This window comes from Streptomyces sp. NPDC005722 (genome assembly GCF_040630935.1).
Lineage (GTDB): Bacteria > Actinomycetota > Actinomycetes > Streptomycetales > Streptomycetaceae > Actinacidiphila.
On the sequence record NZ_JBEXYN010000002.1, the window covers coordinates 127,192 to 146,948 of the forward strand.

A 19,757-nucleotide genomic window follows, 5' to 3' on the forward strand; every position below is an offset into this window, starting at 1 on the left:
GAAGGTGGCTAAAGCCGCGGAGCCGACCGTCCCAGCCACAGCGGGTTTTCCCCAGCGATCTCATTGCCGTCTGGCGGGCGGCCGGCGGCCGGGCCGGAGCGGGGCGCAGACAGACATCCGATGCGGTTGATCAGTCAAGCCGTGGTGGGGAAGGCGATCTTCTCGTCGTAGGCGATTTGTTGGGTGAGGCAGTGGTGGAGGCAGCCGAGCATGCGGTTGAAGAGGTTGCGTTGGGCGGCGGTGTGGCGTTCTTCTGCGTCGCGGCGGCGGTCGTAGTGGGCTCGGGCGCCGGGTGAGGCAGTGAGTGCGGCGAAGGCCCAGAGGTAGCCGACGGCGGCCAGGCGCTGGTTCTTGATGTGCCTGGCCAGCACCACTGTTTTCTTCCCTGAGGCGCGGGTGATGGGGGCGGCGCCGGCGTAGGCCTTGAGTGCGCGGGCGTCGGCGAATCGGGTGTGGTCGTCGCCGAGTTCGGCGAGGATGCGGGCGCCGGTGAGGGCTCCGAGGCCGGGGAAGCTGGTGATGATCTCGGCGTCCGGGTGTGTTGCGAACGCGGTGACGGTGGCGGCTTCGAGTTCGTCTGCACTGGTGCAGGCCGCGGTGAACTGCCGGAGCAGTGCTTGGGTTTTGACTCCCATGGCCTGTTCGACCAGGGGTGGTTGCTGCATCTGTGGTTCGCGCAGCAGCTGGTGGAGGCGCTCGACTTCGGGGGTGATCTCGCGTTGACGGCCGGCCTTGATGAGCAGGGCCCGGAGCTGGGTGCGGGACAGTCGCGCGGCTTCGGTGGGGGTGGGGCGGCGGCCAGCAGGGTGCGGGTCACCTTCGAGGTGAGCGTCGGCCCGAGGTGCCGGGCCGCGCGCCGCCGCGCTCTGCGCGGCGGGAGCGCCTTGATGAGGTAGAGAAACCTGTAACAGCTCGCTTCACAGGGGCTGTGGCATGGTTCAACGAGTGCGCACAACCGTGCTGCGGGCGAGCCGGTCGTGCATCCCCTGCCGCTGCGCGTCCGTGCCGATTGAGGTGACGTTCTTGATGAGGATCACCGGGACAAGTCCTATCCCTACATTGGCGAGGTGACGTATCAGCGCATGCCCGTAACTGATCGGGTTGTCGCTGCCGAGTCTGACCACCTTCAGTCCCATGATCCGCTTCCCAGGCGTACGGCCCCAACGGCAGGTGCTCAGGGGCGAGTACGTCAGCAAGAAGGCCACAACCCACAGGGCCGCGACGAGTTGCCAGACGATGTCGCCCTCATCTCCGACCCCGGCAAGGACAATCCTGTCGAAAGCCAGCAGCGGCACAAGGATGACAAGCCAGGCAATCAAAAGATCGATGCCAGCGGCCCATAGACGCTGCCACACACTTGCAAGGGTCCCAGGACCCGAAGCGGGAGTAGGCGGGACTAGATCCATACCGCCCCCGAGCTGTCCGAACATGCTCCTATCGGCCCTCTTGATCGCGCGGAAAGTTCCGCGACTGAAAGTGCAAACGAAGGGTAACCCTCCTGCGACCCGACGGAGGAAGGTACACGGGGAAGCGGTTCATCGTCCTGCCGCCGTTCATGCGCAGGGACCTGGAACGGCGTCTCAAGTGGTTCGCCGAGAAGGAGCCGAACGGCCTGCTGTTCGTGGGCGAACGCGGCGCACCCTTCCGCCGCTCCTCTTTCGGCCGTAAGTGGCGGCAGGCCCGCACCAAGGTCGGGCTCCCGGAGAACTTCCGCTTCTACGATCTGCGACATACCGGCCACACCCTCGCCACTCAATCGGGCGCAACGCTCAAGGACACGATGGTCCGCGCGGGCCAGTCCTCCGAGCGGGCCGCGCTGATCTACCAGCACTCCACGTTGGAGCGGCAGCGGGAGGTCGCCACGGCTCTCGACGCGCGGGTGCGTGCGGAGCGCGCGAGAGCATCTGGTGCGGATCTGGTGCGCGACGCCTAGAGGGGTCTGGACAACAAAGAAGCCCCGGGCTGCTCGCCTGGGGCTTTCTGCTGGAGCGGGTGACGGGAATCGAACCCGCGCTCTGAGCTTGGGAATCACCGCGCTTCGGGGCCTGATCCGTCTCCTGACCAGCGGCGACGAGTGCCCGGACGAATCCTCGGAGGCACCCGGGCATCCGCTGTTGACCGCGGTTTACCGACCTGTCGGGCACGTATCGGGCACGAGTGCGCCAGGAGTTCAGGCGTCCTCACCGTGGTCGGCCTGCTTCGCTGCCGCGTTCTGAGCGTGTGCCTCGCGTCGCAAACGACGTTCGTAGTCGGCGATCTGTTCCCGCAAGGATCGGCCGGTAGTTGTCCGGATTAGCCGCGTTCTTGGTCGATGTGGTTGCGGCCTCCGGCCTCCTACCAGCCCATATCCTTGGCTACCTCTTCCTGAGCCGCGGCAATCTCTTCTTCCGTGGACTCACTAACGTCCACCTCCTCCAGGCGCGCCAACAGGTCGGCGAGAGCCTGCTTCTGAGCGGGATGCGTGATCGGTACGGCATTCAGGTCGGTGCTCATCAGCCAGTCGAACAACACAATGGCATCAGATCGCCACACGCGGAGATCGACGGTTGGCATGGACCCCCATGGGAAACCAGTTTCCATGCGGGCATCATGCCAGGTCAGCGGCATGTCGGGCGTCGCAGTTCAGGTGGTGCACGCCTCCATCCTCACCGGGTGAGATAGCCAAACCTTGATTACTACTCAGGACACGTCCTAACGCCCCAGTTTGGAAGACTGAGGCTGTGGCTTGCGGCTGAGCTGGGCGGGCGCCGGCCGCGATGTACGACATCGGGATCCTGCGGTTCCCCGTGGTTCCCCGCTACTTCCCGTCCCGTCTGGCACAGCCGTGGCACGACCGTGGCCTTGGTCAGTCGTCGAACTCGAATCCGTTCGTTTGCGCCAACATGATCAACTGCCTCACTCGGCCAGCATCCGCAGCTACGGCGGTCATCCGGACAGCCAACTCTTCAAGCGCCTCCCGATCCGCGCCGTAGGCGCAGAACGTGTCTCCCTCGGGATCGAAGGAGAAGCGCCCTTCTAGCGTTGGCGCCTCGGTGCTTACGAGCAGCTGAGCGATGCCTTCCCAGAAGTAGCCGTTGGGTTCGTGACCGAGTTCTTCCACTACGTCGTCGACGTCCAGTCCGTGCCCCGGGCTGATTGTGCCCTACGGCGGATTGCGCGCTGTACGGTCAGTGAGGGTTGGTGAGGCAGATCAGTCGCAGCAGCCGTGACCGACAGCTCGACGTTCGGCTGAGGCCGGCGTCAAGGCGCTCGCGGCCCCGTGGTCGGCGGTGGCGACCGCGTACGCCCGCTCGACCTCGCCCAGGTACTGCTCGAGGCGGAAGCGCACCTCCTCGACGGGTCCGTCGTCGTCGCCGGGGTACGTCAGGCCGGACCAGATGACCGTCCCGCCCCGCTGACGGACGCGGATGAACAGCATGTCCGGCCCCGGGCCTGGCTGTTCCGCCGCCACCTCCACCGAGCGCGGCGTGTCCGCCGGATACAGGGGCCCGCCCGGCCGGAGCAGCCCCCTCGGGTCGAGGCCGGCCATTCTGCTGTCGCTCCAGGTGACCACGTCGAGACCGTCGACGAAGAGGTACGTGTGAACGCCGGCGCACACGGGCTCCCCAGGACACGTGCCGACCAGCAATGAACTGACCGCGCCATCGACTCGTCCCCGGGACGTAGCGGCCCTCACCGCGCGCGGCGACCTACGCGGCATCTCCCTGATGTGACGTCATGGGGCGATCGTAGCGGCGGCGTCTGACAGGCCGCCCCCGCGGCGGCTGATCCCCCGCTCAGGCCAGGGGCCCCCGCCGCCCCCCTTCCGGACGGGAAGGTGCGATCAACGCGTCCCCGCGCCGCCGTCACCGCCGCCGTCCACGCTCCCCCGGCCGGGCCTCGTGCGGACGTACATGCGCTCGCCCTGGCGCCCGAAGAGGCTGAGGATCTCGACGGGCCGGCCGTCGGCGCTGCCGAACCAGTGGGGCAGCCGGGTGTCGAACTCGGCCGCCTCCCCCACGCCGAGGACGGCCTCGCCGTCGCCCAGCAGGAGGCGGAGCCGTCCGGAGAGCACGTACAGCCACTCGTGGCCCTCGTGGACGCGGAGGTCGGGCTCGCACTGGGCTACGGGGATGACGACCTTCCATGCCTGGGGGGAGCCGGGCTGGCGGGTGAGCGGCACGACGGTACGGCCGTTCACGCGGCGGGGTCTGAGGCGTACCCGGGGGTCGCCCACCTCGGGGGCGCCGACCAGTTCGTCCAGCGGCACACGGTGCGCCTGGGCGATCGGGAGGAGGAGTTCGAGGCTGGGGCGGCGCCGGCCGGTCTCCAGGCGCGACAGAGTGCTCGTGGAGATGCCCGTGGTCTGCGAGAGCGCGGCCAGGGTGACGCCCCGCCGCGTGCGCAGGCGTTTGAGGCGGGGGCCGACCTCCGCCAGGGCGGCGGCGATCGAGGACAGGTCTTCCATCCGCCCATTCCACCCCGGCCGCCCCGGGGACGGCAACGCGCGTCGCCCGCGGGACGTCATGGCGGTCGAGCGAGGCGGCGCCCCCGTCGCCCCCGCCGCACCCAGGGGATACGGTCGGGGTCGAGCCGGGAGGTGGGGGCCGTGAGTGTGACGGGCGTCTGGGTGGTGGGGGCCGTCCCCGATGACGTGGTGCGGGCACACGCGCGTACGTCCCGGCCCGCGGCCCGGGACGAGGAGCTGCCGCCGGAGCTCGCGCGGGCGCTCGCCTGGTGGGCCGAGGGCGCTGACAAAACGTGTCCCGTAAAAGACGATCCGGCCGCGCTGCGGTTCGCCGAACTCGTCGACTCCGCGAGCGCCGCCGAGGACGACGAGCCGACGCTGACGCTGCAGGAGGAACTCATGCACCTCATGCCGCAGATCGAGGGCGAGGGCCCGTTCGCCGCCGCCGCCTGCAGTGCCGGCCCGGTCGCGGCGCTCGTCTACGCCCTCGGCCCCGCGGCCTCGGCCCAGCTGCCCGGCCGGTTCGGCGAGTTCCTGCTCACCCACGACGAGCTGGCGGCGGCGCTCCCCGGGGCGGAACGGGCCCTGGACCTCTCCGGAGCCCGCCGGGAGCACGTCCTCGCCCGCGCGGCCGACTGGATGGGCGCCCTGGGCGATCCGGAGTTCGACGCCGCGGAACTGCTCGACACCCCCTTGCGCGTGCTGCGTCACGCCGCCCGGTCCGGCCATGGTGCCGCCGCGTTCAGCCGCTGGTACTGAGCCGGACCGCGATCCGCTAGGTTGAACGCGTTCAAAGCGGTGTACGCCAGGGGGAAGGGGCGGCCATGGGGGCTGGGACGGGGCGGCCGGAGGTACGGACGGGGATCGGGCGCCGGCAGTGGGTGCTCGCGGTGGGGGCGGCGGCGGTGGCGGTGCCCGGGCTGCTCCACGGGCTGGACAGCTACTACGGCGGCTTCTTCGTGATGTCCGTGGTGCCGCTGGCGCTGCCGCCGCTCCTGGCACGGTTCCCCAGGGTCTTCGCCCAGGCCTGCGTCGTCATCGCTCTCGCGCTGATCGTCTGGTCCGTCATCGGCGCGGCGATCGCGATGTACGTGTTCCTGCCCTCGGCCGCGTTCCTCCTACTGGCGGCGGCCGCCGGACCGCGCGGGTCCGGCGTCGCTCAGGGGCGTATCCAGCAGTAGAGGCGCCGTCCGTCCGCCGTGGCGCGGCCGGCCAGCCCGGCGAGCTCCTTGAGGAACAGCCCGAGGACGTCCGGACCGTGGACGCCGTGGAGGCCTTCGGAGGTGCGGGACCACCCCATGGCGACGTCGTCGAGCAGGTCCGCGTCGAAGGCGGCGAGTGCGTCGCGGAAGCTGTCGGTGAGGGAGACGGCGACGACCCTGCCTTCACCGGCCACCCCCACCAGGGCGCCGCGGCGCGGGTCGGAGCGCACGTCCTCGGGGGCGCGGCCGGTGATGAGGACCTCCGCGGGGAGCAACTCCACGACCGGGTCGATGCCCTGGGTCACGTGCTGGTCGCGGCTGCCGGCCTCGGCCCGGCGGAACTCGCGGACCACGGCGCGGGCGGCGTCCTTGTCGTCGGCGGCGGAGTAGTACCCGTAGAGAACACCCATGTATCGGATGATCTCAGCGGGCACTGACAACGGCCCCTGCCCACCGGGCCGTTACCCGTCCTCGCCCGCCTCCGTGGCGTTCCCCTCACCCGCCTCCGTAGGGTCCGCGTCCCCCGCCTGCGCCTCCCCCGCATCCGCCGCGAGGTCCGCCAGGAAGTCCAGCGCCACCGCCCACGTCTGCTCGGCCGCCTCCGCGTCGTAGTCGTCGAGGTCCGGGTCGGTGAAGAGGTGGCCCGCCCCGTGGTAGCGGTGGATCTCCACGTCGGCGCCCGCCTTGCGCATGCGCAGGTACCAGGCGTTCAGCCAGTCGTCGGGCTCGAAGGGGTCGGGCTCGGCGACGTGCAGCTGGACGGGGAGGTCGGTGGTGGCGTCGTCGGCGATGTCGGACGTGCCGTGCAGCAGCAGGAGGCCGCGGGCCTTCTCGTCGGCGAGGGCGAGGTTCTGCGCGATGGAACCGCCCAGCGAGAACCCGGCGTAGACCAGGCCCCGGTCGGAGAGGGGGCCGGAGACGGTGACGGCGCGCATGAGCAGTTCGTCGCGGCCGATCTCGTCCTTGACGGCCATCCCCTCCTCGACGGTGTCCGCGGTGCGGCCCTCGTAGAGGTCGGGCACGTGCACCTCGTGCCCGGCCGCCCGCAGCCGGTCGGCGGCGGCGTGCACGGCGGGACGGAGTCCGTAGGCCGAGTGGAACAGCACGATGGTCATGCCGGAGGTCACAATCTCACGTCCCATGGGTGGTGCACGATCGGGGTACGGGCTCCATCATGCCCGTTACCGTCGAAACCATGGACTCCGTCGTACGGCCGCTGGGCGTGGTGGGCGGCTCCCTCATCGTGACCCTCGCCGTGGGCTGGGCCGTCGACCACGCGCTGCGCCGCGCGGACGCCCGGCACCCGGAGACCCCGCTGTGGAACCTGCTGCGGCGCGCACGGTTGGCGCTCCAGCTGGTGATCTGCAGCTCGCTGCTGCGCGGTTCGTACGAACAGGCGCACCTGGCCCGCGGCCACACCCGGGGGATCGGGCAGGTGCTGACGCTGGTGCTGATCGGTGCCTGCGCCTGGCTGGTGGTCAGGGTCGCGGCGGCCGTGGTGGAGGCCTCGTACTCCCGGTACGCCTCCGCCGCCCAGGACGCGGCGCGGGTGCGGCGGGTGCGGACGCAGGTGACGCTGATCCAGCGGGTGGTCACCGCGGTCGTCGGAGTCGTCGCGGTGGCGGCCATGCTGCTGACCTTCCCCGCGATGCGCGGCTTCGGCGCCTCGATGCTGGCCTCCGCGGGGCTGATCGGCATCGTCGCGGGCATCGCCGCCCAGTCGACGCTGGGCAACCTCTTCGCGGGGCTGCAGATCGCCTTCGGGGACATGGTCCGGATCGGCGACGCGGTGGTCGTGGAGGGCGAGTGGGGGACGGTGGAGGAGATCACCCTCACCTACCTGGTGGTGCGCACCTGGGACGAGCGGCGGATCACCATGCCGGTCTCGTACTTCACCAGCAAGCCCTTCGAGAACTGGTCCCGCGGCAACGCCCGGATGACCGGCACCGTCTACTTCCACCTGGACCACGCCACACCCGTCGACCTGATGCGCGAGCACCTCCACGACGTCCTCAAGGAGTGCGAGCAGTGGGACGGCCGGGCCTGGGGCCTGGTGGTGACGGACACCACCCCGTCCACCATCGAGGTGCGGGCGCTGGCCACGGCCAAGGACGCGGACGACATCTGGACGGTGCGCTGCGTGGTGCGGGAGCACATGATCGACTGGCTGCGCCGCGAGCACCCGTACGCGCTGCCGCGCATCAACACCGCCACCGCTCCCGGTCTGGCCGAGGCCCCGGACCGCGAGCAGGCCACGCCCGGGGCGGGCGACATCGGTCCCGGCCCTGGGGCCCGGTAGGGGCCGAGCGGCGGCGCCTACCGGGACACGCGCAGGCTGCGGACGTCGAGCTGGCGCAGCACCCGGTCGACGATCTCGGGGTCGTATCCGGGCTCGCTGCGCGCGGCGAGGACCTCGTGCCGGGCGGCGGAGAACATGTCGCGCTGGACCCGCTCGACGGTCCTGAGGCGGCGGACACGGGCGGTGTGCCGGTCGCGCTTCTCGTCGTCGACGATGTCGGGGCAGATCCGGGCCCCGACGTCGAAGGCGCGGCGGTGCAGGAGTTCGGAGACCTCCTCGGAGAAGTCCTCGGTCGCCTCGACCTCCTTCAGCCGCTGCTTGGCGGCGGCCATGGCGCGCAGCGCGAGCAGCATCTCCATGTCGTGCTCCACCTGGGTGTCGCTGCTCACCCCGAGGCGTTTGACGACCTTCGGAAGGGTGAGCCCCTGCAGCACGAGGGTGGTGAGGACGACCGAGAAGGCGATGAAGAGGATCTCGTCGCGCGCCGGGAAGGGCGCGCCGGACTCCGTGGTGTGCGGGATGGCCAGCGCCAGGGCGATGGACGCCACTCCGCGCATCCCGGCCCACCACATGACGACGGTCTCGCGCCACGACAGGGGGATGTCCTCGTCGAGGTCGCGCCGTTTGTGCAGTTTCCTGGTGACCGCCGCGGCCGGCATCAGGTAGGCCAGCCGTACGAGGACGACCGCGCCGACGACGATCGCCGCGTGGCTCAGCATGGTGCCCCAGCGGCCGGCGCCGACGCCGAAGACGTTGTGCAGCTCCAGGCCGATCAGGCCGAAGGCGACACCTGTGACGAGCGTGTCGACGACCTCCCAGAAGGTGGCGCCGACCAGCCGCCCGGTCACGTCGTCGGCGTCGCGGGCGTGTTCGGCCAGGAACAGCGCGGTGGTGAGCACGGCGAGGACCCCGGAGCCGTGCGCCTCGTCGGCGATCGCGTAGGAGGCGAACGGGACGAGCAGCGAGAGCCCGATCTGCAGGGTCGGGTCGCCCACGACCCCCATCAGCTTGGAGGCGGTCCAGCCGAGCACGACGCCGACGGCGACCGCGACGACCGCCGACAGCAGCAGTTCGCCGAGCGCCTCCGGCCAGGAGAAGGAGCCCGTCACGGCCGCGGCGACGGCCACGTTGTAGACGACGATCGCGGTGACGTCGTTGAAGAGCCCCTCGCCCTCCAGGGTCGACACCATGCGGCGCGGCAGTCCCAGGCGCCCGGCGACGGCGGTCGCGGCCACCGGGTCGGGCGGGGCGACCAGCGCGCCGAGCGCGAGGGCGGCCGCGATGGAGATGCCGGGGACGACGGCGCTGGCGATGGCGCCCACCGCCGCGGTGGTGATCAGCACCAGAGCGACGGCCAGCAGGAAGATGGCCTTCTTGTTGGCGGCGAACTGCCGCCAGGACGTGCGCTGTACGGAGGCGTAGAGCAGCGGCGGCAGCACGAGCGGAAGGATGAGCTCGGGGTTGATCTGCACGTTCGGCACGAACGGCAGGAGGGCCAGGACGACCCCGAGCAACGTCATCAGAACGGGCGACGGCAGCCCCATCCGGTCGCCCAGCGGCACCATCACGATGGCCGCGAGCATCAGGGCGAAGAACAGCGCGAGTTGATCCACACCCCCTAGCGTGGCATGCCCGCCGCCTCCGGCCCGGTCAGAGCACGCGCCTCATCGACAGGTGCGGAATGCCCGCCTCCTCGTACTCGGCGCCGAAGGAGGTGTAGCCGAGGCGCTCGTAGAAGCCGACGGCGTGGACCTGGGCGTGCAGTTCGACGGCGGCCAGGCCGTGCCGCCGGGCCTCGTCCTCGATGGCGCGCACCAGGGCGACGCCGATGCCCAGCCCCCGGGAGGCGCCGGTCACGGCGAGCCGCCCGAGGATGCCGGTGCCGTCCTCGCCGAGGAGCAGCCGGCCCGCGCCGAGTGCGCCGTGGGGGCCGGTCGCCAGGACGTGCACGGCGTCGGCGTCGTGGGCGTCGTACTCCAGGTCGGCGGGGACCTGCTGCTCGACGACGAAGACCTCGTGCCGGACCGCGTAGTACGCCTTCAGGTCGTCCGGGTCGGCGGCGACCCGGACCTCGTAGTCCTCAGGCACTGTCGGCCCGCACGGTGTCGAGGGCGTACTGCAGGTCGTCCGGGTAGGTGCTCTCGAACTCCACCCAGCGGCCGTCCTCGGGGTGGGAGAAGCCCAGGCGCACGGCGTGCAGCCACTGGCGCGTGAGTTTCAGCCGTTTGGCGAGGGTGGGGTCGGCCCCGTAGGTCAGGTCGCCGACGCAAGGGTGGCGGTGGGCGGCCATGTGGACCCGGATCTGGTGGGTGCGGCCGGTCTCCAGCTTGATGTCGAGCAGGGAGGCCGCGCGGAACGCCTCGACGAGGTCGTAGTGCGTGACGCTGGGCTTGCCCTCCGCGGTCACGGCCCACTTGTAGTCGTGCTGGGGGTGGCGGCCGATCGGGGCGTCGATGGTGCCGCTCAGCGGGTCGGGGTGGCCCTGGACCAGTGCGTGGTAGCGCTTGTCGACGGTGCGCTCCCGGAACTGCTGCTTGAGGTCGCTGTAGGCGATCTCCGACTTGGCGACGGCCATCAGCCCCGAGGTGCCGACGTCGAGCCGGTGGACGATGCCCTGACGCTCGGAGGCCCCGGAGGTGGAGATCCGGTAGCCGGCGGCGGCCAGGCCGCCGATGACCGTGGTGCCGGTCCAGCCGGGGCTGGGGTGGGCGGCCACGCCCACGGGCTTGTCGATCACGACCACGTGGTCGTCGTCGTGCACGATGCGCATGCCCGGCACCGGCTCGGCGACGACCTCCACCGGGCGCGGCGGCGCGGGCATCTCGACCTCGAGCCAGGCGCCGCCCGAGACGCGGTCGGACTTGCCGGCCTCGCTGCCGTCGATCGTCACCTTCCCGGCGGCGGCCAGCTCGGCCGCCTTGGTCCGCGAGAAACCGAACATACGGGCGATGGCGGCGTCGACACGCTCGCCCTCGAGACCTTCGGGGACGGGGAGGGATCGAACTTCGGCAGGCATACTCACCTGATCGAGTATGCCGGATCCCGGGAGCCTCCCCCGCCGCCCCGCTCCCCGGTCAGTCCTTGTGGACGGTTCCGTCCGGGTCCAGACCGCGGAAGGACAGCAGGACGATCAGGATGCCGCCGCAGACGATCGCCGAGTCGGCGAGGTTGAACACGGCGAAGTGGATCGGCGCGATGAAGTCGACGACGTGCCCCTGCAGGAAGCCCGGCGCGCGGAACACCCGGTCGGTCAGGTTGCCGAAGGCGCCCCCCAGCAGCAGCCCGAGGGCGATCGCCCACGGCACGCTGTGCAGCTTGCGGGCGATCCTGGCGATCACCACGACCACCGTGACCGCGATCACCGTGAAGACGATGGTCATGCCCTGGCCGAAACCGAAGGCCGCGCCGGCGTTGCGCACCGCCTCGAAGCGCAGGTAGCGGCCGAGGACCTCGATGGGCTCGTGGCCCTCGAGGCTGGTCACCACCCAGATCTTGGAGAGCAGGTCGAGGACGTACGCGAGCGCCGCGACGCCGAGGAGCACGGCGATGCGCCGCGGTCCCCTGCCGGTGACCTCGTCCGTACCGCCGGTCGGCTCCTCGGCCGTGTCCGCCGCGGTCTCCTGTGCCTTCGCCATGTGAGTCCTTCAGCCCTGATCTGCGCCAGTCCGGATCCTGACGCAGACGAGGTTACGGCACACACGTCCGAACAGCGGGGCCGCGCGGCTCCGGGCCCCGCGATTCCCCGTGTCCGTGTCGTGCCGCGCGGCCGGCCGGCCGTCAGTGTCGTTCCTGGCGCTGCTTGCAGTCCACGCAGAGCGTCGCACGGGGGAAGGCCTGCATCCGTGCCTTGCCGATCGGCTTGCCGCAGGACTCGCAGAGCCCGTACGTGCCGGAGTCCAGCCGCTCCAGCGCGTGCTCGGTCTGCGCGAGCATCTCGCGGGCGTTGGCGGTCAGCGCCATCTCGTGCTCGCGCGTGATGTTCTTGGTGCCGGTGTCGGCCTGGTCGTCGCCGGCCCCGTCGCCCGAGTCCCTCAGCAGCCCGGTGATGGCGTTCTCCGAGGTGGTGATCTCGGACCGCAGCCGGTCCATCTCGGCCAGCAGCTCGGCGCGGGCCGCGTCCACCTCCTCCTCGGACCACGGCTCCTCGTCCGGCCGTACGGCCAGGTCGCCCGCGGCGACGGCGCCCGCCGCCTCGGCGATGCGGGCCGTCGGGACCGCCGAGGCGGACGCCCCTGCCGCGGCCGTACCGGCCGCCGTCTTCTTCGCAACCACCTTCTTGGCTCCCGTCTTCGTGGCCTTCGCGGCCTTCGTGGTCTTCGCCGCCCCCCGGGCGGTCGTGCCGGTCCTTGCGGTGGTGCCGGTGCTCGTGGTCCTCGCGGGTGCGGCGGAGGCGGCGCCGGCCGTCTTCGCGGCCTTCCCGGCGGTCTTCGCGGTGGCCTTCTTCGCCGGCGCGGTCTTCTTCACCGGGGCGGCCTTCTTCGCCGCGGCCGGCGCCTTCGCGGGCTTCTCCGCGGCCGTCACCGTCTTCTTGGCGGGAGGCGCGGTCCTGCTCGCCGTGCGTCCCGTGGTCTTGCGCGTGGACGCCGCCTTGGTCGTCGTCTCCTCCGCCACGGCCGCCTTCTTTCCTGCGGCCTTGGCCGCGGTCTTCCCCGCGGCGGGCGCCGCGGCCTTCTTCGCGGCGGGTGCCGCCTTGCGTACGACAGCCTTCTTCGCGGGTGCCTTCTTCCCGGCCGCGGCCTTCTTCGCGGTGGTGCGCTTCGGCTCGGCCGCTCCCTCACCGGCCGTGGCGGTCCTCCTGCGAGCGGGGGACGCGGCCGGGCGCTCGGCCGCCGCCTTCCGCGCGGTGGGCGCGGCGTTCCTGCGGCTCGCGGAGGCGGCCGCAGGAGCCGTCTTCTTCGCCGTCTTCTTCGTGACGGTGGTCTTCTTCCCCACCATGGCCGAGGCCCCTTCACATATTGTGATCTTGCTCGCGAATCGTGCCGGAACGATAAATCGACTCCGGACCCGCGGCAACGGGGCACGCCGCCTGATCCGCCCGCCGCGCCGGGTCGGGCGGCAGGTCTGCATCCGTTGTGCCCAGCTCTCCGCGAGGTATTCCGGTACCAACGGGTAACAGGGTGCGGACCGGGCCATTCGGGTCACACCGGCCCCCCGCGGAAACCCGGCCGACACCGCACCCCGCGGCCCCTTACACTGGGCGGAGCGAAAGGCGTGGAAGGGGACGAGTAGCGCCGTACGCAGCCCATAGCGACCTGGGGACGGTGGAAGCCCGGGGGCGTGCGCGACGTGAAGATCACCCCGGAGCCGCCGGAAGAAAGCCCGCGAGGGCGAGTAGAGCCGGCAGCGCGACCCCAATGAGGGGGTTGCGGAACGAGCCCGTGAGGGCCCGTCCGCGGCCAAGGAGGGTGGTACCGCGGGAGCAGTCGCAGCAGGCGCTCTCGTCCCTCCGACGGAATACGCACGCGCACGTGTCCGCCGGAGGCAGAACCGATGACGCAGTACCGCCAGGTCCCCGCCCAGGTCGACCTGCCCGCGCTGGAGCACGAGGTGCTCGCGTTCTGGCAGGAGAACAAGGTCTTCGCCCGCTCCCTGGAGCAGACCGAGGGCAGGCCGGAGTGGGTCTTCTACGAGGGCCCGCCGACCGCCAACGGCATGCCCGGTGCGCACCACATCGAGGCCCGCGTCTTCAAGGACGTCTTCCCGCGCTTCAAGACGATGCAGGGCCACCACGTGACCCGCAAGGCCGGCTGGGACTGCCACGGCCTGCCGGTGGAGCTCGCCGTCGAGAAGGAGCTGGGCTTCTCCGGCAAGAAGGACATCGAGGCGTACGGCGTCGCCGAGTTCAACGCCAAGTGCCGCGAGTCCGTGACCCGCCACACCGACGCCTTCGCCGAGCTGACCACCCGCATGGGGTACTGGGTGGACCTCGACGACGCCTACCGGACGATGGACCCGGGGTACATCGAGTCCGTCTGGTGGTCGCTGAAGCAGATCTTCGACAAGGGCCTGCTGGTCCAGGACCACCGCGTCGCGCCCTGGTGCCCGCGCTGCGGCACCGGCCTGTCCGACCACGAACTGGCGCAGGGCTACGAGACCGTGGTCGACCCGTCGGTCTACGTGCGCTTCCCGCTCACCTCCGGCCCGCTCGCGGGCGAGGCCGCGCTCCTGGTGTGGACGACCACCCCCTGGACGCTGGTCTCCAACACCGCGGTCGCCGCCCACCCCGACGTCACCTACGTGGTCGCCACCGACGGCACGGAGAAGCTGGTCGTCGCCGAGCCGCTGCTCGGCAAGGCCCTCGGCGAAGGCTGGGAGGCCACCGGGCAGAGCTTCACCGGCCGCGAGATGGAGCGCTGGACGTACCGGCGCCCCTTCGACCTGGTGGAGATGGAGGGCGCGCACTTCGTCGTCAACGCCGAGTACGTGACGACCGAGGACGGCACCGGCCTGGTCCACCAGGCCCCCGCCTTCGGCGAGGACGACCTCAGGACCTGCCGCGCCTACGGGCTGCCCGTGGTCAACCCGGTGCGCCCCGACGGCACCTTCGAGGAGGAGCTGGAGCTCGTCGGCGGCCAGTTCTTCAAGAAGGCCGACGAAGCCCTCGTCGACGACCTCCAGGAACGCGGGCTGCTCTTCCGGCACCTGCCGTACGAGCACAGCTACCCGCACTGCTGGCGCTGCCACACCGCGCTGCTCTACTACGCGCAGCCGTCCTGGTACATCCGCACGACCGCGGTCAAGGACGCCCTGCTCCGCGAGAACGAGCGCACCAACTGGTACCCGGAGGCGGTCAAGCACGGCCGCTTCGGCGACTGGCTCAACAACAACATCGACTGGGCGCTGTCCCGCAACCGCTACTGGGGCACGCCGCTGCCCATCTGGCGCTGCGAGGAGGGCCACCTCACCTGCGTCGGCTCGCTGGCCGAGCTGTCGGAGCTGACCGGCACCGACCAGACCGGCCTCGACCCGCACCGGCCCTTCATCGACGACGTCACCTTCGCGTGCCCGCAGTGCTCCGCCGAGGCCGTGCGCGTGCCCGAGGTCATCGACGCCTGGTACGACTCGGGCTCCATGCCGTTCGCGCAGTGGGGCTACCCGTACCGGAACAAGGAGCTCTTCGAGGGCACCTACCCGGCGCAGTTCATCTCCGAGGCGATCGACCAGACCCGCGGCTGGTTCTACACGCTGATGGCGGTCGGCACCCTGGTCTTCGACCGGAACGCCTACGAGAACGTGGTCTGCCTGGGCCACATCCTCGCCGAGGACGGCCGGAAGATGTCCAAGCACCTGGGCAACATCCTCCAGCCCATCCCGCTCATGGACCAGCACGGCGCCGACGCCGTGCGCTGGTTCATGGCGGCCGGCGGCTCGCCCTGGGCGGCCCGCCGGGTCGGCCACGGCACGATCCAGGAGGTCGTCCGCAAGACCCTCCTGACGTACTGGAACACGGTCGCCTTCCAGGCCCTGTACGCCCGCACCTCCGGCTGGGCCCCCGGCGACGCCGACCCGGCCCCGGCCGACCGCCCGCTGCTGGACCGCTGGCTGCTGGGCGAGTTGGGCGCGCTGGTCCGGGACGTCACCGACGCGCTGGAGTCGTACGACACCCAGCGCGCGGGGAAGCTGCTCTCGTCCTTCGTCGACGACCTGTCCAACTGGTACGTGCGCCGCTCGCGGCGCCGCTTCTGGCAGGGCGACAAGGCGGCGCTGCGCACCCTGCACGACGTCGTCGAGACGGTGACCCGGCTGATGGCGCCGCTGGTGCCGTTCATCACCGAGCGCGTCTGGCAGGACCTGGTCGTCCCGGTCACCCCGGGCGCCCCCGGGTCGGTGCACCTGGCGAGCTGGCCCACGGTGGACGAGGCGCTGGTCGACCCCGTCCTGTCCGACCAGATGGCCCTCGTGCGCCGCCTGGTGGAGCTGGGCCGCGCCACGCGTGCCGAGTCCGGGGTCAAGACCCGCCAGCCGCTCTCGCGGGCCCTGGTGGCCGCCTCGGGCTTCGAGGCGCTGGGCGAGGAACTGCGCGCGCAGATCGCCGAGGAGCTCAACGTCGCCTCCCTGGCGTCCCTGAGCGAGGTCGGCGGCTCCCTGGTCGACACCACGGCCAAGGCCAACTTCCGCGCCCTCGGCAAGCGCTTCGGCAAGGGCGTCCAGGCCGTCGCCAAGGCCGTCGCCGAGTGCGACGCGGCGGCGCTGTCCCTCGCCCTGCGCGAGGGCAACGCCTCCGTGGTCGTGGACGGCGAACCGGTCGCCCTGACCGCGGAGGAAGTGATCATCACGGAGACCCCGCGGGAGGGCTGGTCCGTCGCGTCCGACTCCGGCGCGACCGTGGCGCTCGACCTCGAGATCACCCCGGAGCTGCGGCGTGCGGGCCTCGCCCGCGACGTCATCCGGCTCGTCCAGGAGGCCCGCAAGAACAGCGGCCTCGACGTCGCCGACCGCATCGCGCTGCGCTGGGCCGCGGCCGACGCGGAACTGGCGGAGGCGCTCGCGGAGCACGCGCGGCTCGTCGCGGACGAGGTCCTCGCGACGGACTTCGCGTCCGGCGGACCCGAGGACGGGTACGGTCCCGCCTTCACGGACGAGGCCCTCGGCCTCACCTTCCACCTCCGCAAGCGGTAACCCTCCGGGGGCCCGCACATGACGGCTGCGCCGTCGTCCGCCCCAGCGGACGACGGCGCAGCCGTCCTTCGTGTGCGGGTGCGTCGTGGTTTCTGTTGGGGGTTTCCCCCACCCGCCCTCCCTCCCCCAGCCTTCGGCCGGGGGGACCCCCATCCGGCACGGTTGGTGCGGGCCTGCGCACTGTGCATGGGTGGGCCGGGGGCGGGGCCTCCGGGGTGGGCATTCTGTACCGCATATTTATGTGCATGGCGGGCAGCACTCGTCGGTGCCGTCTGTGCCGCACATCAAATACACGTCAGCGTCCAGAACGCCCACCCTCCCCCAGCCTTCGGCCGGGGGTGCCCCCAACTCCCCCACCCCCTCCCTATCCGTGGCGACCAACGGCCGGTGGGAGGTCACAAGGCAGCCCGGGGGCACCGCACCTGTCCAACACACCCCCAACGGGACACCCTGCACCCGCACAAGGGGAAGGGGCCGTGGCGGGGGTGCTCCCCTGGCTGAAGGCCGGGGGGAAACGAGCGGCGGATCCGGTGCCGAACGATGCGGGGCTGGACCTGTGGGGCCGTGGGGGTCAGAGAGCGGTTCCGGGTACCCCCGCACGCCTATCTGACCCCCCCACCGGCCGTTGTGCGCCCATACGACGGGAGGGGGTGTGGCGGGGTGCGCCCGGAAACGACGAGCGGCGGACCCGGCGCCCAAGGATGTGGGGGTAAACCGCGAGCGTTGAGGACGTGCGCCGGCGCGGCCCCGACCCCACAACGACGTGCGAGACCCGCACCAACCGCGCCGGGCAATCGGGCGGGAGGGCGGGAGACAGCCCGCCGCAGGCGGAAACAACCCGCACACAACAACCGGGCAGCCCGGCGCAGCCGCGCGGACGGGAAAGGGCCGGGCCCCCGAGGGAAGTGATTCCCTGGGGGCCCGGCCCTGTGGTGCCTACCGCAGTCGCACCGGCGTCGCGCCGGCGACTAGTTGTCGTCCTCGTCGATGAGGAACCCACGCATCGGCGTCGGCGCCTGCTGCAACGGCGCCGGCCCCTGCGGCCGCACCGGGGCCATGGGCTGCGTCATGGCCGGAGACATCTGCTGCTGGCCGCCGTACGTCGGGTTCTGCCCGCCGACGCCGCCCATGCCCTGGCCGCCGCCGTAGCCCTGACCGCCACCCATGGTGCCGGCGCCGGCCGTGGCCATGCCGCCCATCGTGCCGCCACCCATGGTGCCGCCGCCCATCGTGCCGCCCATGCCTCCGGAACCGGAGGAGAGGGACGCGGCCGCGGGGGTGCGCGGCGGGGCGAGCGAGTCGTCGGCCTGGTTCTCCAGCTGACGCAGCTGGCTCTCCAGGTACGACTTCAGGCGGGTGCGGTACTCGCGCTCGAAGCCGCGCAGGTCCTCGACCTTGCGCTCCAGCGTGGCGCGCGCGGACTCCAGGGAGCCCATGGCCACGCGGTGCTTCTCCTGCGCGTCCCGCTCAAGGGCGTCGGCCTTGGCACGGGCGTCGCGCTCCAGACCCTCGGCGCGGCTGCGGGCCTCGCCGACGATCTTGTTCGCCTCGGCGCGCGCCTCGGCGATCGCCTGGTCGGCCGTCTGCTGGGCGAGCGAGAGCACACGGGCGGCGCTGTCGCCACCGGGGCCCTGCTGCTGCATGGGGTGACCGCCCTGCATGGGGTGCTGCTGACCCATCGGGCCACCCTGCATCGGCTGGCCCATGGGGCCGCCCTGCATGGGGTGCTGCTGACCCATGGGACCGCCCTGCATCGGCTGGCCCATGGGGCCGCCCTGCATGGGGTGCTGCTGACCCATGGGACCGCCCTGCATCGGACCCTGGCCCATCGGACCGGGGCCCTGCTGTGCGCTGGGCCCGGCGGGCAGGGCGAGGCCACTGCCGGGTCCCTGGGGACCGGGGCCGCCCATCTGCTGCGGCGGCACCGGCTGCGGTCCGGATATGGCGGCGGGCACGGGAGCCCCGGGACCGCGGCCGTCCTGCGGCTCGGGCTTGCGCATGCCCTGCTGCTGGTTCTGGGCGGCGGCACGGGTCGCCGCGGCCAGCTTGGCGCGCAGGTCCTCGTTCTCGCGGAGCAGTCGCGTCAGTTCCGACTCGACCTCGTCAAGGAAGGCGTCGACCTCGTCCTCGTCATAGCCTTCTCGGAGGCGGACGGTCGTGAACTGCTTGTTCCGCACGTCCTCGGGGGTCAGTGGCATCTCTTCACCTCAACGTGATCGTCGACATATCGGGAGCCCGCATCGGTCATCCTCGCAAGCCCCCTACGACGGTGAGCAGGATGTACACGATGATCATCAATACGAAGAAGGACAGGTCGAGCGCCACGCCCCCGAGACGCAGCGGCGGGATGAACCGCCGCAGAAGCTTGAGTGGCGGATCGGTGACAGTGTAGGTGGCCTCCAGGACGACCACCATGGGCTTCCCAGGCTGCCACGATCGGGCGAACTGGAAAACATAGTCCATCACCAACCGGAAGATCAGAACGAGCAGGAAGCACATCAGCGCGATCCACAGCACCTGGAGTGCGATGTCCATCGCGCTTCCCCTCTCCCCTGCTCGTTCATGGGCCTCACGGCCGGTTTCGTACGGTTGCGTATATCAGCTCTGATTGAAGAACCCGCCTTCGGCGATGCGGGCCTTGTCCTCCGCCGTGACATCGACGTTAGCAGGCGACAGCAGAAACACCTTCTGCGTCACCCGCTCGATGCTGCCGTGCAGGCCGAAGACCAGCCCGGCGGCAAAGTCGACAAGTCGCTTCGCGTCGGTGTCGTCCATCTCCGTGAGATTCATGATCACCGGCGTGCCCTCACGGAAGTGTTCCCCGATCGTACGGGCTTCGTTGTACGTCCGGGGGTGGAGTGTCGTGATCCGGTACGGCTCTCGTTCCGACACGACCTTAGGCATGATCACCGGTGCGTTCTTCTCCAGGCTATGGCGTTCTTGTGTGATGGATGCCACTGGGGCGATCCGGGGTTCACGGGGGACCGGGGCGTGCACGATACGTGCCGGTTCCTCCGGTTGTGTCTGATGTGGTGGCTGGTGGGACTGGTGCGGTCGGCGGGAGCGCTCCGGCTCGGGTTCGGGTTCGAACTCGTCGTCGGGGTCGAAGCCCGGGCCGTCGTACCCGTCGTCCTCCACGAGGCCGAGGTAGACCGCCATCTTGCGCATCGCGCCGGCCATGCTCTGCGTC

The 19,757-nt window shown here is 71.1% G+C and carries 19 protein-coding genes and 2 pseudogenes; 5 read left to right on the plus strand and 16 right to left on the minus strand.

The genetic code is table 11. The features are described from left to right. Positions 1–134: 134 nt before the first annotated feature. Positions 135–829 (minus strand): annotated as a pseudogene (locus ABZ479_RS02675) (transposase); the annotation flags it as partial. Between the two features lie 109 nt (positions 830–938). Then, on the minus strand, positions 939–1,355 hold the full coding sequence (locus ABZ479_RS02680; RefSeq protein ID WP_018564122.1) for an RDD family protein: 417 nt from the start codon (positions 1,353–1,355) through the stop codon (positions 939–941). Between the two features lie 170 nt (positions 1,356–1,525). Between ABZ479_RS02680 and ABZ479_RS02685 the strand changes: the two are divergent. Then, positions 1,526–1,933: pseudogene (locus ABZ479_RS02685) on the plus strand (tyrosine-type recombinase/integrase); the annotation flags it as partial. Between the two features lie 401 nt (positions 1,934–2,334). Here the strand turns inward: ABZ479_RS02685 and ABZ479_RS02690 are convergent. The 4 genes from ABZ479_RS02690 to ABZ479_RS02705 form a co-directional block, all read right to left on the minus strand. Further along, positions 2,335–2,580: a hypothetical protein gene (locus tag ABZ479_RS02690; protein WP_500459500.1), complete on the minus strand. Its 246-nt coding sequence runs from the start codon at positions 2,578–2,580 to the stop codon at positions 2,335–2,337. Positions 2,581–2,845: 265 nt separating this feature from the next. Continuing rightward, positions 2,846–3,100 carry an Imm51 family immunity protein gene (locus ABZ479_RS02695; protein WP_500459501.1) on the minus strand — a complete coding sequence of 85 codons (255 nt, stop codon included), beginning with the start codon at positions 3,098–3,100 and terminating at the stop codon, positions 2,846–2,848. 90 nt (positions 3,101–3,190) lie between these two features. Continuing rightward, complete coding sequence (locus ABZ479_RS02700; RefSeq protein WP_500459502.1) at positions 3,191–3,598, minus strand: hypothetical protein; 408 nt, start codon at positions 3,596–3,598, stop codon at positions 3,191–3,193. 225 nt (positions 3,599–3,823) lie between these two features. Continuing rightward, a complete protein-coding gene (locus ABZ479_RS02705) occupies positions 3,824–4,447 on the minus strand; it encodes a helix-turn-helix domain-containing protein (RefSeq protein ID WP_500459503.1) in 624 nt (207 codons plus the stop codon). Positions 4,448–4,588: 141 nt separating this feature from the next. Between ABZ479_RS02705 and ABZ479_RS02710 the strand changes: the two genes are divergently transcribed. Both ABZ479_RS02710 and ABZ479_RS02715 read left to right on the plus strand, forming a co-directional pair. Then, on the plus strand, positions 4,589–5,206 hold the full coding sequence (locus ABZ479_RS02710; protein ID WP_500459504.1) for a hypothetical protein: 618 nt from the start codon (positions 4,589–4,591) through the stop codon (positions 5,204–5,206). Positions 5,207–5,271: 65 nt separating this feature from the next. After that, positions 5,272–5,628 (plus strand): hypothetical protein, encoded by a 357-nt coding sequence (locus tag ABZ479_RS02715; protein WP_500459505.1) that lies wholly within the window; start codon positions 5,272–5,274, stop codon positions 5,626–5,628. Here the strand turns inward: ABZ479_RS02715 and ABZ479_RS02720 are convergent. Then, entirely contained in the window at positions 5,607–6,059 is a 453-nt protein-coding gene (locus ABZ479_RS02720) for a hypothetical protein (protein WP_499607834.1), read from the minus strand. The genes ABZ479_RS02715 and ABZ479_RS02720 overlap by 22 nt on opposite strands. A gap of 51 nt (positions 6,060–6,110) precedes the next feature. Then, a complete protein-coding gene (locus ABZ479_RS02725; RefSeq protein WP_500459734.1) occupies positions 6,111–6,764 on the minus strand; it encodes a dienelactone hydrolase family protein in 654 nt (217 codons plus the stop codon). An 80-nt stretch (positions 6,765–6,844) separates the two neighbouring features. On the opposite strand from ABZ479_RS02725, the gene ABZ479_RS02730 reads away from it, so the two are divergent. Further along, positions 6,845–7,948 carry a mechanosensitive ion channel family protein gene (locus ABZ479_RS02730; RefSeq protein WP_499607832.1) on the plus strand — a complete coding sequence of 368 codons (1,104 nt, stop codon included), beginning with the start codon at positions 6,845–6,847 and terminating at the stop codon, positions 7,946–7,948. A 17-nt stretch (positions 7,949–7,965) separates the two neighbouring features. Here ABZ479_RS02730 and ABZ479_RS02735 read toward each other — a convergent pair whose 3' ends face one another. The 5 genes from ABZ479_RS02735 to ABZ479_RS02755 all read right to left on the minus strand — a co-directional run bounded on the left by ABZ479_RS02735 (position 7,966) and on the right by ABZ479_RS02755 (position 12,883). Beyond that, positions 7,966–9,561, minus strand: coding sequence for a Na+/H+ antiporter (locus tag ABZ479_RS02735; RefSeq protein WP_499607829.1), 1,596 nt, complete (start codon positions 9,559–9,561; stop codon positions 7,966–7,968). Between the two features lie 37 nt (positions 9,562–9,598). Further along, entirely contained in the window at positions 9,599–10,036 is a 438-nt protein-coding gene (locus tag ABZ479_RS02740) for a GNAT family N-acetyltransferase (RefSeq protein ID WP_500459506.1), read from the minus strand. Continuing rightward, positions 10,029–10,964, minus strand: coding sequence for an RluA family pseudouridine synthase (locus ABZ479_RS02745; RefSeq protein ID WP_500459735.1), 936 nt, complete (start codon positions 10,962–10,964; stop codon positions 10,029–10,031). Before ABZ479_RS02745 ends, ABZ479_RS02740 begins: the two co-directional genes overlap by 8 nt. Before the next feature lie 58 nt (positions 10,965–11,022). Continuing rightward, positions 11,023–11,583 carry a signal peptidase II gene (gene lspA, locus ABZ479_RS02750; protein WP_499607822.1) on the minus strand — a complete coding sequence of 187 codons (561 nt, stop codon included), beginning with the start codon at positions 11,581–11,583 and terminating at the stop codon, positions 11,023–11,025. 142 nt (positions 11,584–11,725) lie between these two features. Further along, positions 11,726–12,883, minus strand: a complete 1,158-nt coding sequence (locus ABZ479_RS02755) for a TraR/DksA family transcriptional regulator (protein WP_500459507.1) — start codon at positions 12,881–12,883, stop codon at positions 11,726–11,728. A 555-nt stretch (positions 12,884–13,438) separates the two neighbouring features. Between ABZ479_RS02755 and ileS the strand changes: the two genes are divergently transcribed. Beyond that, positions 13,439–16,567, plus strand: a complete 3,129-nt coding sequence (gene ileS, locus ABZ479_RS02760; RefSeq protein WP_500459508.1) for an isoleucine--tRNA ligase — start codon at positions 13,439–13,441, stop codon at positions 16,565–16,567. Positions 16,568–17,535: 968 nt separating this feature from the next. Here the strand turns inward: ileS and ABZ479_RS02765 are convergent. From ABZ479_RS02765 to ABZ479_RS02775, 3 genes are all read right to left on the minus strand, one after another. After that, positions 17,536–18,765 (minus strand): DivIVA domain-containing protein, encoded by a 1,230-nt coding sequence (locus tag ABZ479_RS02765; protein WP_500459509.1) that lies wholly within the window; start codon positions 18,763–18,765, stop codon positions 17,536–17,538. 46 nt (positions 18,766–18,811) lie between these two features. Continuing rightward, positions 18,812–19,102 (minus strand): YggT family protein, encoded by a 291-nt coding sequence (locus ABZ479_RS02770; RefSeq protein ID WP_018557120.1) that lies wholly within the window; start codon positions 19,100–19,102, stop codon positions 18,812–18,814. Between the two features lie 63 nt (positions 19,103–19,165). Continuing rightward, positions 19,166–19,747: a cell division protein SepF gene (locus tag ABZ479_RS02775; protein WP_499607807.1), complete on the minus strand. Its 582-nt coding sequence runs from the start codon at positions 19,745–19,747 to the stop codon at positions 19,166–19,168. Positions 19,748–19,757: the final 10 nt, after the last annotated feature.